Annotated in this window: 5 protein-coding genes; 2 read left to right on the top strand and 3 right to left on the bottom strand. The window is 46.6% G+C overall.

The genetic code is table 11. The features are described from left to right. Positions 1-569: 569 nt before the first annotated feature. From K7P01_RS25395 to K7P01_RS25405, 3 genes are read right to left on the bottom strand one after another with little or no spacing between them, the layout of a single operon-like run. Positions 570-3,443, bottom strand: a complete 2,874-nt coding sequence (locus tag K7P01_RS25395; RefSeq protein ID WP_267297402.1) for a M16 family metallopeptidase — start codon at positions 3,441-3,443, stop codon at positions 570-572. Between the two features lie 60 nt (positions 3,444-3,503). Continuing rightward, positions 3,504-4,889 carry a RagB/SusD family nutrient uptake outer membrane protein gene (locus K7P01_RS25400; protein ID WP_267297403.1) on the bottom strand — a complete coding sequence of 462 codons (1,386 nt, stop codon included), beginning with the start codon at positions 4,887-4,889 and terminating at the stop codon, positions 3,504-3,506. Positions 4,890-4,933: 44 nt separating this feature from the next. Further along, positions 4,934-8,281: a SusC/RagA family TonB-linked outer membrane protein gene (locus K7P01_RS25405; RefSeq protein ID WP_267297404.1), complete on the bottom strand. Its 3,348-nt coding sequence runs from the start codon at positions 8,279-8,281 to the stop codon at positions 4,934-4,936. A gap of 1,173 nt (positions 8,282-9,454) precedes the next feature. Between K7P01_RS25405 and K7P01_RS25410 the strand changes: the two genes are divergently transcribed. Both K7P01_RS25410 and K7P01_RS25415 read left to right on the top strand, forming a co-directional pair. Further along, the gene (locus K7P01_RS25410; protein ID WP_267297405.1) at positions 9,455-10,207 is read left to right on the top strand and encodes an SDR family oxidoreductase; all 753 of its coding nucleotides are present in this window, start codon (positions 9,455-9,457) and stop codon (positions 10,205-10,207) included. A gap of 394 nt (positions 10,208-10,601) precedes the next feature. Then, positions 10,602-14,450: a DUF7948 domain-containing protein gene (locus K7P01_RS25415; protein WP_267297406.1), complete on the top strand. Its 3,849-nt coding sequence runs from the start codon at positions 10,602-10,604 to the stop codon at positions 14,448-14,450.

Consider the following 14,450-nt stretch of genomic DNA (forward strand, 5'->3'; position numbering starts at 1 on the left):
GTCCCCGGTTTAGACCACGCGGTATGCGCTTCAATACTCCGCCGAACCACCCAGGGAATCGGTGCGAAGAACCTTCCTCCCGGATCAGTCTTAAGATAAGTTCTTATCCCTAAATAAATTTCCTAAATAATTAACAAACAAATCTATGAAAACAATCATTTTTCGATTTCTTGCCGTCGTGGTAGCTTTTGCTGGTGCAGCAGCTACTGTCAGTGCCGTCGCCCCGGGACAAGCTCACATTAGATATATAGCTCCTGGCGAAACAGAAACAACTTGCTCAACAGTAAACTTCCAATGTACACCCGCAGGACAATTTGCTTGTCAGGTAAGCGTTGTCGTTGGGTCAAATCCGCCTGTCAACGTCCCCGGTTTAGACCACGCGGTATGCGCTTCAATACTCCGCCGAACCACCCAGGGAATCGGTGCGAAGAACCTTCCTCCCGGATCAGTCTTAAGATAGGTTACTGATAAATTAGTGGATCTTTGATTATAGGGGTAGTAAAACTAATATCACTACCCCTATACATACTCATCCTAGAAAACTCCCTGAACCTCATACTACGTATAATCTAATTCATAATGATATCATCCGAACTAAGAGAAAAAATTATCGGTTCACTCAGATTCAATCGCTGTACGATCCTCACTATGTCCGACTGAGTTATCGAATCAATTATTAACGGGTAAGATAAAACTGTTCGTAAATCTCTTCCATCAAGACTCATTTCGGATAAGTAATCAACCCAAAACGTCGGATCTTTCATCCGACTAACAACTTCAGAAAGAATTTGACTTTTCGACGAAATAAATATACCATTCTGTGTATCAACAGATTGCAACTTAACGAGTTCATTCTTGACAGCATTAATCGCCTGATTAGCATACCCAGACACACAATCGAACGACACACCCAACAAATAGTTGTAGTTCGGAATATACCTATGCCTAACTGTAAAAGCATTTACGGTGTATGATAAGGCATCAACTGACCGTAATCTGTCCGACGCTACCCGCAGCAATACGCGCTCTAAAATTTCCATAGCAAAGTCACTTACAATTGTCGGTTCGCTAACTGATGGAAACCCGACCATTATTTTGGAGACACCACCAAATTTCCCTTTAAATATAAAACTATTTAATTCCTGCCGTTGATTGGCTCTGTTTTCGCTAGGACCACTATTGTGAATATTATTCTCTTCGAACCGAGGTATAGTCCCAACATATTTCAATATGATAGGAACAATAGAAACCGAATCAAATTTTCCACATATAATGACTGTGAGTTTTCCACTATTTTGAAAATTCCTTTTGAATAAAACTAACATTCTCTTCATATCAGCCATTTCTAACATTCGCTCAGTCGTTACAAAATCGCCAGAGAATTGAAATGCTTTAAGTATGGAATTCTGAAAAATTTGAAGAGTATCAGACTCATTCCTTACTTTCTCAATTTCCCGCCTCTTCCTCTCCTTCCAATCTTCGAACGCATTGGGATCAATCTTCGGTGAATTAAAGGTTAAGTTAACCCCTTGCAACATTGTTTCAAGTTCCTCGTAATCAGACCTTCCCGAAATCACAAATCTATCGGGCTCAACTGAATGTCCAAATCTGATGTCCTTTTTCTTAAGGAATGCTCTCCAGTTTGAACTATTATATGGGCCCAAACCACTATTCGAAACAACATCATCACCAAAAAAGAACGATACCGAATCCATTTCACTCCCCTGATTAAACTGTATCGGCCCAATCACCTTAATGAATACCTTATCCGTCTCCCGCAACATAGGTTTCAATATCACATTAACTCCATTGGACAATTTCAATGTTGATACGCGAGTAGAATCATCATATGACTTACGTAAAACGCGAACACCAGCAGTATCAATGCTGGATACATACTTGCCGTTCATCAGCGGAATAGAAGCGTGGTTACTTGTATCTTTAGGCATCACAAAAGGCGTTTTTTTTGCCGATTTAGACGCAATAATCCACCTCTTCGCCTCCGACCTTTGCACCATCTTCGGATATTTCTTGTCATCAACAAAAAAACCTACCACTCTATTGTTATTTAAATCAATACTGCTAAAATAGATATTAACATCGTCGACAGTCGTTGATTCGAAAATACGGCTATAAAACCTACGTTTCACCGCCGGTGAAACCATCTCGCTTCCAGTTTCAAAATTATCCTCATAGTCACGGACAAATGATTCTATCGACCCTATATCACTCAAAAAGTCATTCTTTATCTTATTTTTTGCCGCAACCAATTCGCTCTCAGAAAATCCGTCACGCTGAGCGCGATGCATTTCTCCTAAACAGCTAACAAACTTCTCCTTCAGATCCCTGCTACCTTGAGACCTGATATCCACCATTAGTCCAGCCAAAGGACGTCCATAATTAAACAAACGGTTCCTAAAACCAAAAATAAAATCAAGGCTACTCCGTTTCGTTAAATCATTTTTCATTCTAGTTTGAAGCAAATCAGCGATTAGCTGATTTAATACTAAATACTCAAAATCATCATATCGTCTTATGGAGCGCGAGCGCATTTTAAATAAAATCGTACAATGCCCCGCTTCCTTTTCCTCATCAGAGGGAAATATTTCAATGCTGTTACCACCAGAAAGAATAGCTGCCTTTTGGGGGCCAGAATCCCTCACTTTCTCACGGCCTGGGATTGTACCAAAAACATCTTTAACTTTACTACTAATAATCCCGGGGTCCAGATCACCAACGATAATTATAGCTTCCAAATCTGGACGATACCACGTATCACGAAATTTGATTAACGCACCTCTCTCAATTTTATCGCCGTTAGCCTGCTTATCCTGCAAAATCCTGCCACTATGATTACCGTCCCCGATGGCGTTAGCGATGAAATCTAATGAACTCCCGAGCGACATTCTCCCCATTCCCCGCTCCTGAGATACAATCCTCTTTTCGCGTTCGACATTGATAGAATCCAAATTGATCACGCCGCTGGCCCACTCTTGAATGAGTTCTAAACAGAAATCTACTAAACCAGGATCACTGCCGGGAATCGTGAAAATATATTCGGTCTTACCATAATCGGTGACTGCATTATAATCTACCCCCAGCAAAAGGCCACGACCTTCAAGCTCTTTTCTAAGTTGTGGATATCTACTTGTTGATCTTGCTGCCAAATGCTCCAATATATGAGCTGCCTCAAGTTGATTGGGTTCTTCTTGCTCAAATCCAGCTCTAACGATAAATCGAATCTCAATTTTCTTCTGCAGGCTATCAACCTTTCGAACATAGTAGCAGAAACCGTTATCAAGTTTACCGTACTCTAGTAACGAATCTCTAGGTAACAGCACATCACTCGAGGGAACAAACCCCTGGGACCTACACGGCAGCAAACCTAAGTTGAAGAACAAACATATTACAACAAAAACGAAACCACATATTTTTTCCGACATACAAATTCAATCTGTTTTCAATCATATAAAAGAAGCTCACCAAAGCGCCATCACCACCGGTCAATACCCAGGGTTTTGCCGGACTAACCTAGGATTCCTCAAAAATTCGCTATCCGGAATTGGATACAGTTTATCGTCCTTCGTAAACAATTCCTTTTCTTGAGATAAAACTTCCTCGGCCTTATTTCGTCTTTTTAAATCAAACCACCGATGTCCCCACTCAGTGACTAGCTCTATCCTGCGTTCGTTATCGATGTAACTCAAAACCTCCAATTTTGACACCGAATGTACATCCAACAGACCAGCGCGGCGCCGAATTGCATTAATATCAGACAATGCCCCTGCATCACCTTCGAGCTTATCCTGCATAGCTCTTGCTTCAGCTCGAATAAGATATTGTTCTGCCAATCTCAACACCATCGAATACTCAGCTAGGGGTTCCGACGATTTGTCTTGCTTATACTTACAAGGGTAGAAAATTGTATCGCCCTCGACAACTAGGGTATCAATCCATCTATTGATACGCATGTCTCCCGGTTCGGTGGACGACATAAACCCGTCGTTTATTACATTATAGTATGCTACATTATCAGGCGAAAATACACTAGCCTCATTTGTTGATCCATTATTCCCGTCAGAAATGGGCCTCAACTGCCATATCGACTCCGAGCTATTTTTTAAAAAGACCTCATCCACCGCAACTTCAAGATTATACATCTCACTGTTTTGTATGACGTTAGTGGACATCTCCTCCGCCATAGACCAATTATTCAAATACAAATAGACACGCGCAGAAAGTGCAAATGCAGAAAATCTATTCGGTCTTATTCGTTCATTCGATAGGGCTGCATATTCTGAAGAAAGTAACTCTCCTGCTTTAGCTAAATCGGACAAAATCTGATCATAAACTTCCGAGACATCAGTTCTGCCAATAGCTGAGTTGACTTTGTAATCCGTTGAGAGAGTCAATGGAATATCTCCAAACAGATTAATCAAATAAAAGTTACAAAATGCTCGAATAAAAAACACCTCTCCCAGTAACTGACTTTTGACTGACTCCGATAACTCGTCTGAATGCTGAATTCCTTCAATCACAGTATTCGCTTGGTAAATTGCTTTATACAGAGAGACCCAAAGATATTTCACATAAACATTATTGGGCTTTACCTCTGTCTCCTCGAATTCCACGCTATACATATCATACTTAGGATTATTCACCAGTTCATCCGAAGATAGCCCCGATAAACTAGATATGCTATATTCACTACCGCTTGAGAAAGCCAGTACCGATAGCATATCACTGTATATACCAAGAACTACCGCAGTTGCCGTTACATCGTCTGCGAAAACGACCGAGCTCTCTATTTTCGATTTTGGAGGATCAACATCCAAAAAGCCAGAACAAGAAGTAATCAAAAAAAAGGCAAATGGAAATAAAACTTTCATAAGTTAATTATCTATAGGATGTATTCATTTATTTACTTTGAAAATCAAAAGCTGGCCTGAAGCCCATAAGTAATCATTCTCAGTTGGGGAAGAGATCTCGCGCCAGTTTCGGGATCTAAGCCTATAAAATTCGTAATTGTCCATAGGTTCTGTCCTTGAACAAATACGTTAAGCTGTTTCATATTTAACTTATCAAGTAGCGTACTAGGTAACTTATAGGTAACAGACATTGTCTTAAGCCTAATAAAGGAAGCGTCTACGGTATTGTAGTTACTGGACCGAACTTGGGTATATTCATTATACAAAGTAAAGTCTGTTGAGAACTTTGCAATATCTGTTATATCGCCATCATTTTCCCAACGATTCATGACCTCAATCGGTTGATTTCCGATAAACATACCAGGGTAATCATTATATATGCTTGTACCATTTCGTTTGCAATACTGAAACAAAAGAGACAATTCAAACTGGCCATACCGAATAGTATTTACAACACCACCGTAATATTTATCCACAAGCGCACTTCCAAATCGGCCGTCATCAACGTAGTTAATTGCACCGTCTCCACTTAAGTCATCAATAACGTGTTGCCCGGTCTGAGGATTGACTCCACTCCATACATACTGATACTGGATTGCAAGCGGCTCCCCAACCTTATAAGTTTTAGAATAAGGAGAATCTTCTATACCGGGAAAAGAGATGAGTTCATTTTTGGGAACCGTAAGATTAATAGATGTAGTCCAATCAAACCTCTTCGATCTTATATTTTGGCTTTGCAAAACAAATTCCAAACCGCGATTCTCAACTGTCGCATTAAAATTAGTCAATATAAAATCAAACCCTGTTGTCGTCGGCAACTGATAATTCACAAGTTGATTCGAAGACCTGTTTTTGTAGTAGGTCGCCAGAACAGAAAATCTATCATCTAACAATCGAATTTCTAAAGAGCTCTCTAGTTTGGCGGTAACTTCCCACTTAAAGTCCCTATTGAAGAGGCCGTTTGGTGTTAAAGTGGTAGAATTTTGATATCTTGAGTCGCCGATCCGAAATAGGTTGTAATATTGGTAATCCCCTATCTGATCATTGCCAGTTTTTCCATAGCTAATTCGGAGTTTACCTAGACTCAGAAATTTGAGTTTATCTCTCAAAAACGATTCATTTGAAAATATCCAGGCTGCGCCTACTGCACCAAAATTACCAAATTGGTTACCTGGACCAAATCGTGAAGAACCGTCTCTTCTACCTGTAAAATTTACAAAATATTTATCATCATAATTATATCCAAGTCGCGCAAATGATGCCATATATCTATATTGGTTATTATCATCCGCCGAATACGTATATGATCGCGCACCTCTCAGTGTATTTAGTAAGACATCTGAGGCGTAGCCCGTGGCATTTACAGCTACCCACCTCGTATCATTTCCTTGAAAAGTACCGCCCACCAGCGCATCAAAAGAGTGATACCCCAGTCGCTTAGAATAATTTAACTGTGGCTCGATTATCCAAGACGTCCTTCTATTATCGCTAAACATAGCTGATCCCGTGGAGTTGGCCCCTCTGTTAATCGGCGGTATAGTAACTATTGGCGTTCTTATAATTTCATCACCATTTGTATCTGTATATCCAAGGCTTGCACTTAAATCTAATCCATTCACAATCCTGTATTTAAGGTTTGCGTTGGCAACTAGTGTGCTAAGCTTAGATTCATTTACTTTCAATAGCTCAACCATTGGATTTGTAAATGAAGCGAGCTTAAATGTGCCATAGTCAATAATTTCCCAGTTTAAGCTACCGTCATCGTTGTATAGTCTGGGTGCCACAGGCGACAGTGATAACGCGCTTTCTACAATTCTTGAAAGATTGGCAATCGTATTATTATTAACTCCATAGTTTACAGCGAAATCAACCGAAAGTCGACCTTCAGTTGGACGGTAGTTAAAATTAAAGCTTGCACTTGCTCGGCTAAAGCGAAGGTCGTCTGACATAAATGATGTTTCGTCATGATATGCGCCACCAATCCGAAAAGAAGCTATCCCACCTAATCCAGAGGAGATGCTCCCTTGAAAATCACTTATCTTCGCTGATCCTGATAACAACTCATCCTGCCAGTCAGTATATCTTGTGGTATCCCACTGCGTCATATCATAATCAAATTGGCCTGGCGTTGCATTTGCATTTCGAAAGGCTTCACGACGCATTTCTAGATATTGCTGATGATTTAGAAGATCAACTTTATTTGAAATCCTCCCAACACCTCCGTAAGCGCCGATATCGACACTCAAGTGATCCGAGCTTCTTCCTTTTTTTGTAGTGACCAATATAACACCATTCGCTCCCCTAGACCCGTAAATAGCCGTCGCGTCTGCATCTTTTAAAACTTCTATACTTTCAATGTTATCGGGATTCAAATTAGACAGTGGATCTATACCCATTGCATAAAGGCCCGATTGCGATTGCAAGGGACTTGAATCAACTATAACCCCATCAATCACATACAAGGGATATCCTCCATCAGACCGAAGGCTATTCTCACCCCTGATTCGAATCCTTGGAGCAGCTCCCGGAGCTCCATTCTGTGGGTTTACCTCTAGACCCGCTACCCGCCCCTGCAAAGAAAGCAAAGGGCTAGTAACAGGCTGTCTCTCTATATCTTTAGATAATATCTTGACGATGTTGGACGTTGTTGTCCTTTCTTGTGTTTTATAGTACCCGCCAACTTCGACCATGTCTAGTGTCCTGGCGTCTTCTTCGAGAATTTGATCTATTGTTGTCCTGTTGCCAATCAATATTTCAACTGTTTTATACCCAATAAATGAAAAAATAAGCCAATCATTAGAACCTGCGTCTATAGTATAGATACCATCCACATCAGTCGTTGTCCCGTTTGTTGTGCCGCGAATTACCACGTTCACACCGGCCATCGGATTTCCCAAAATATCTTTCACGACGCCAGTAACTGTTGATATGCCTTTATTGGATTTTCCTTTTAGCTTAAAAACTGATATCGTTCTATTTGATCTCAAATATCCTAAATCGCTTTCACCTATTGCAACATCAAGAACTTCTCGTACGCTTTTAGTTCCTGGTGATATGCTAATGTCATTAAATCGATCCACCACGTCGGGAGAAAAGACAAATAAAAAACTTGTCTGTCTTTCGATCTGCGCGAAAATCAACCGCAATGAAATATGTTGAGCCTCGATGCTCACGTAGGTATTTTCGATCGTTTGGCTATGTACTGACTCAGCCTTCAGCAGATGAAGAGCCAGGGTAACGATTAACATCAGGCATGCCGTTGATACGCGCATAATTTTTCTTAAGTGTGGGATTCGAGCAAAAGCGTTGACAAGCCTTATGCCATCTTCCCAAGTTCGGGTAAAGTTTCTCATAGAGTAGTTGGATAGATTATTAGGTAGGTCTTTGGTTATGATCGCTGGATACAAGCTGCAACTTGTATCCAGCTAAGGGTTAACCCGAAGGGACGTAAGAAGTGTTTCGATTGTAAGCCATAGTGATAGTTAGGTTTAAGTCTAAAGGCTACGCCTTGCTGCTGGAAGCGATCAATCCTTCAACCCTCTGCAGGCGCTCTCCGAGCACTGCAGTACCGTTTAGAATTCGCACTAGATCGTTTGCAAAGGATGCGTCCATGTTTTAGCAGAGAAATAAGGTTGGACAATTGAACACAGTAGACGCATAAGTTTCTAAGCACGACGCGACCGGTATATCTACTGGCAACAGAGTGCTGGAGTTGGTTTCACAGGTTTTTTCGATTGGGTACAGAAGTGTTTAAAATTCTGCAGTCCACCTGCTTGTATACAAGAGACGCGGAGACGTATAAAGTATAAGAAAAGTTTCCCGATCCGACTTAAAAAAGAAAGATTCTATGGCAGGGCTATGTATCTGGCTTTTATTGGGTTAGGTGTTTATCCATGTTAAATGTCTCCTTTGTCGTAACACAACGACAACATTAACGGGGCGATTCTTAACAAATAGGATAAACACCATTAGCCCCGTCATCACCTTATCGAACGTATATAACAGTTTATATATCTAAACATGCCCAAAGTTAAGGGCATGCGGTCCGATAGGCACAAGGGTCCGCTTCGCCTGCACAATAAAAAATCTCCACCTTCCGCGCACATCCGCCCGCCAGCCTCCAGGTAGTATTTTTTAATGGCAGCCCTTGCACCTATCTCCCCGATCCCTTTAAGCATGGCCATGTTTAAATATATATTTCGTGTCCGCGTCGGTGGCTGGTGGCTGTCGGCGGGCGTCTTGCTTCTTTGGCGTGTTGCGCCGTTTAAAGTGGTCATCGTTCGTTCTTCCTTCCGGGAGGTTTCCATTCGGGTCCTTTGGCTCCGTTTCGCAGTTTCAGAGCTACCTTTTTAGCAGGCTTTCTAGCGCTCTTAGCTCCGTCTCGGGGCTAAGAGCCAGTGCCGATCTTACGATAGTCCCGATCCCCATCGGGGGTTGGGTCCCTCAGAATCTGACACGAACACTCCGCAAGAATCGGGTGGTGATCCGAGACCTTATCATAGACCTTTACAAAAAAAATCATCCACATGGGAAAGTTAACCAATAAAACAGCATTCATCACCGGCGGCACCAGCGGCATCGGACTCGCTACCGCACAAGATTTCATCAACGAAGGCGCACGCGTCATCATCACCGGCAGGCACTCCGAAACACTAAACCAAACCGTAGCGTCGCTCGGTCCTAACGCCTTTAGCATTGCCTGCGACAATGGTAAGATGTCCGACATACTGCAACTCCCGGAACGCATCAAAGCTATAACGCCCGCGCTGGATATCGTCTTCGCCAACGCCGGCTACGGCCGGTTTGCTCCGGTCGGCGGGGTCACCGAAGCCATGTTCGACGAGCTTTTCAACGTGCTGGTAAAAGGCACCTTCTTCACCGTACAACAACTGTTACCGCTACTACGCGAAGGCAGCTCGATCATCTTCAACACGTCTGTCGTAACCGCATACGGCAGCCAAAACGCGAGCATCTACTCCGCTGCAAAAGCCGCTGTACAATCACTCACAAAAAACCTGGCCGCAGACCTGACGGCACAAAAGATTCGCGTGAATTCCGTTAGCCCGGGGTATACAGAAACAGATATATTTAACAAAACGGGCTTTACGGCGGAACAGATCACGGGGGCGAAAGACTATATAACGCCGCTCCTACCGTACAAACGTTTTGGAACAGCAATGGAAGTTGCCAAGGCAGTCTCGTTTTTAGCCAGCGATGATGCGTCGTATATACACGGTGCCGAGATCGTCGTAGACGGTGGCTACTCTGTTATTCGTTAAACAATTTCAATACAGTGTCCCGAGGGTGGCGTCAAGATGCCAGTTTCACCTGGGCTCCTGCCTTCCTGGTTTCAGGCTTGAACCAGGGATGTTCTACTCCTATTAAAGCGTAGATCATCCGTGGTTCATCCGTGGAACATCTATGGAGGAACCCTGTGGCAGACTCGAAGGATCCCCGGCGAAGCATGCCCTTTTTTCGTCCTGGCTTCGACCCGCCTCGCAACTCCTCACCCCTCCTGGGGACACCCAAATTCCATTTTTTCAAACAAACGAAATTTGATTCAAAACCACCTGTCAAAACTGATCCAACAGGTGATTAACACGTGATTACCAAAAACCGCCACCGGCCGTTTCCCAATTGTTCGTATCTTTAACCCTGGCGATAATCTAACCTATGCAACGTTATGCAACCCGCTACTCCGTTATGCGGATCGTGGCACTCTTGTCATTGATTTCATTCCACGCTTTCTCTCAGGGCGACCAGGACCTTCGATTTATTGAAAACAAGGGCCAATGGGATAAAAAACATGATTTTCAAGCCCGGGTGCCGGGCGGACGCCTCGGCGTCTCGGCTACAGGCTTTTCCATTCTCCTCCTCGATATGGAAGAGCTGGAACACCGCCACCTGGAAAGCCATGGCAAAATCGAGGAATCCAGCGGGCATGGAACCGATGCCCCCATCGACGGCCATTATTTTCAAATCAACCTCCTGGGCTCCAACCCGAACACGAAACCCATTGCCGAAACCCCGCTCGAGGGCTACGACAACTACTTCCTGGGCGCCGATTCCCGCCAGTGGGTCCGCAAAGCGATGGCCTACGCCACTGTGCTGTACCCCGACGTCTACCCGGGCATCGATTTTCGCGTGTCGTCCCTGGGTACAAACCTCAAATACGACTTTATCGTCAGACCGGGCGCCGATCCGTCGCAGATCAGGCTGCAGTACGACGGCACCTTCGGCGTGGAGCAAGAAGAAGATGCCCTGGTGATCAAAACGGCCGTAGGATCACTCACCGAAGAGAAACCCTATTGTTACCAGGCCAACGGTAAGGCCAATGAAACCGTACCCAGCGCCTACACGCTGAACAACGACATCGTTTCCTTCCGTTTCCCGGCCGACTACGACGCATCTCGCACCCTGGTGATCGACCCGCTGCTGATTTTCTCCACGTACTCCGGCTCCACCGCCGACAACTGGGGCAGCACCGCCACCCCCGGCGAGCATGGTACGCTCTATTCCGCCGGCATTACGCGTGTACTCAATGGAGTAGGATTCTTTCCGGCCACGACCGGAGCCTACCAGACCACCAACAAGGGTGGGTTCGACATGGCCATCATTAAGTATGATTCGGCCGGGACGAAGTTTCTGTATGCCACCCACCTGGGCGGCTCCGGCAACGACTCGCCGCAAAGCCTCGTCGTCGACGAAGTCTCCGGTGATTTGCTGGTGCTGGGCATCTCCAGCTCGGACAACTTCCCCACCAGCGCCGGCGGCTACGACAAAACATTCAACTTCGGCACCGAGGTGCTCAACGGCGTCCTCAATACACGCGATAAGTGGGACATCGTCATCACCCGCTTCTCCCCCGACGGAACCCAGCTGATCGGGTCGACGTTCCTGGGCGGCACCGACAACGACGGACTGAACATCTCCAAAGCCCGTGGCGGCCCGCTGGTGGTAAACTATGGCGACGAAATGCGCGGCGACATCATGACCGATGCGGCCGGAAATGTATACATCGCCTCCGTGACCAGCTCCAGCGACTTTCCCGTCCCCGGCGGCTTCGACCAATCGTACAACGGCGGCCTCAGCGACGGCGTGGTGACCAAGCTGGCGCCCGACCTGTCGTCCATCCTCTGGTCCACGTACATCGGTGGCGCCGGCACCGACGCCGCCTATTCCCTCAAATTCGACAAAGCCAAAAACATCGTACTCGGCGGCGGCACGAGCAGTGCCGACTTCCCCGCCACGCCCGGCGCCTATCAAGCCACCTTCAACGGTATCGTCGACGGCTGGATCGCCCGGCTGTCAGCCGATGGCAGCAATCTGATGCAGGCCACCTTTACCGGCACGACGTCCTTCGACCAGGTATATTTCGTCGACCTCAACGAAGAGGGCGACGTTTTTTGCTACGGCCAGACCGCCGGCCACATGCCGGTAACCGCCAACGTGTTTAACAACCCCAACAGCGGCCAGTTCTTACAGCGGTTTTCACCGGACCTCAGTACACGCAAGTTCTCGACGATATTCGGATCGGCATCGCCCAGCGGGCTCGTGATCCCGAACATCTCGCCGACCGCGTTCCTGGTAAACGCCTGCGACAACATCTACATGGCCGGTTGGGGCGGTGATATTAATTCCACCGCGGGCTATTGGCAAAGTAATACCAACGGTATGACCGTCACACCGGATGCGCAGCAACCGGCCACCACCGGCTCGGATTTCTATTTCATCGTGCTGAACGGCGACGCCACGGAGCTGGTATACTCCACATACCTCGGTGGCACATCGTCAAAAACACACGTCGACGGAGGCACCTCCCGCTTCGACAAACACGGCATCGTCTACCATGCCGTGTGCTCGGGATGTACTTCCGGCAACAGTGCCGGACCCCGGCCCACCTCCGACTTCCCCACGACGCTGAATGCCAAGTCGCGGGTAAACCGCAGTAATAACTGTAACAACGCCGCCTTCAAATTCGACCTGTCCACGCTGCGCGCGAACTTCGACACCAACAACCTGGACCTGACCATGCCCGGGTATAACAACGTCTGCTTCCCGGAACAGATCCTGTTCCAGAACCTCAGCACGGGCGGTAAAACCTTCATCTGGGATTTTGACGACGGCACCATCGTGACCCGACAAAAAAACGAGCCCCGGAATGTCATACACCAGTTCAACGAAGAAGGCGACTACCATGTCAAGCTGAAGATCAACGACCTCAGCACCTGCGCCCAGTCGGACTCGATCACTAAAGTCATCCATTATTTCAAACCCAACATCTTCGTAGGCGACGACGGCAAGGTGTGTACCGGGCAGAGCTTTCAGCTCACGGCCAGCGGCGGCGAGACCTATACCTGGACGAGTGAGGACGGAACGTTCACCTCCGACGCCCCCTCCCCCGTGGTCACACCGGCCAATGCCATGACATACTACGTCACGGTAGTCGACGACGACGGCTGTACAAAAAGCGATACGGTATACGTCAACCTGATCCCGTATGTATACGCCCGCTTCGAAACGTATGACGTGAACCTCGATCATCCCGGCTACAACGAGATTTGCGCTCCGGATGTCATACAGCTAAAAAACCTGAGCGAGAACGGCAAGCACTTTGTGTGGACCTTTAACGACGGCACCGTGCCCCTCGCGACCGATGACATGGCTCCGTTCGTGCACGGGTTCGAGCGGCCCGGCACCTACAACATCAAACTGAAAGCGGTCAACGAGAACACCTGTAACAAAGCCGATTCCATCATAAAAACCATCCGCTACTACCGCGAGCAGATCGAGGTCGGCCCCGGCGGGGAAATCTGCGAAGGCACAACGTTCCGACTCACGGCATCCGGCGGCAATGTATATACCTGGACTGCCGCCGACGGCACGTTTACTTCGCCCGGCGCCTCCCCCACCGTGCAACCGAAACAGAGCACGCGATATTACCTTACCGCGACCGACCCCCACGGCTGCGTGGGGAAAGATACCGTGGACGTATTCGTGGAAGACCGCGTGACCTTACACTGGGAGCATCAGCTCCTGGCCAACTGCGTGGGACGCCCCTCACTGTCCGTCGAGAACCTGACACCACCGGCCGAGGATGTGGCGTTTCTCTTCGACTTTGGCGACGGCTTCCAATCGGCCGACACGAAGATCAATCACGTATACGAAAACGACGGCGTGTATACCATCAAACTGAGTGCCCGGAAGAAAATCTGCTATGCCGAAGAGACAGTGCAGTTCCCGTTCTACTCCCTCCGCATCCCCAACATGTTTACGCCCGAAGGCTCGCCCGGCTACAACGACCGGTTCGAGATCGGCTTTGGCGGCGACATGCTCGATCCCGCCGGCATCGGCCTCCCGGTACACCTCTCCGTATTCGACCGATGGGGTCGGAAAGTATTTGAGTCGTCGGACTATAAAAACGATTGGGACGGACACAACGTGGTCGGCGGCGTGTATTTCATCCACGTCCAGGTCGGTGATATGGCGTCGTGTAAAAACTGGTTGCACATAATGAAATAA

Source organism: Parachryseolinea silvisoli (assembly GCF_021190955.1).
In the GTDB taxonomy this organism is placed as follows: domain Bacteria; phylum Bacteroidota; class Bacteroidia; order Cytophagales; family Cyclobacteriaceae; genus Ohtaekwangia; species Ohtaekwangia silvisoli.

Excerpts from the sequence above, each read along its gene's own strand:
- K7P01_RS25395 (WP_267297402.1), bottom strand. The coding sequence starts at position 3,443 with ATGTCGGAAAAAATATGTGGTTTCGTTTTTGTTGTAATATGTTTGTTC.
- K7P01_RS25400 (WP_267297403.1), bottom strand. The coding sequence starts at position 4,889 with ATGAAAGTTTTATTTCCATTTGCCTTTTTTTTGATTACTTCTTGTTCT.
- K7P01_RS25405 (WP_267297404.1), bottom strand. The coding sequence starts at position 8,281 with ATGAGAAACTTTACCCGAACTTGGGAAGATGGCATAAGGCTTGTCAAC.
- K7P01_RS25410 (WP_267297405.1), top strand. The coding sequence starts at position 9,455 with ATGGGAAAGTTAACCAATAAAACAGCATTCATCACCGGCGGCACCAGC.
- K7P01_RS25415 (WP_267297406.1), top strand. The coding sequence starts at position 10,602 with ATGCAACGTTATGCAACCCGCTACTCCGTTATGCGGATCGTGGCACTC.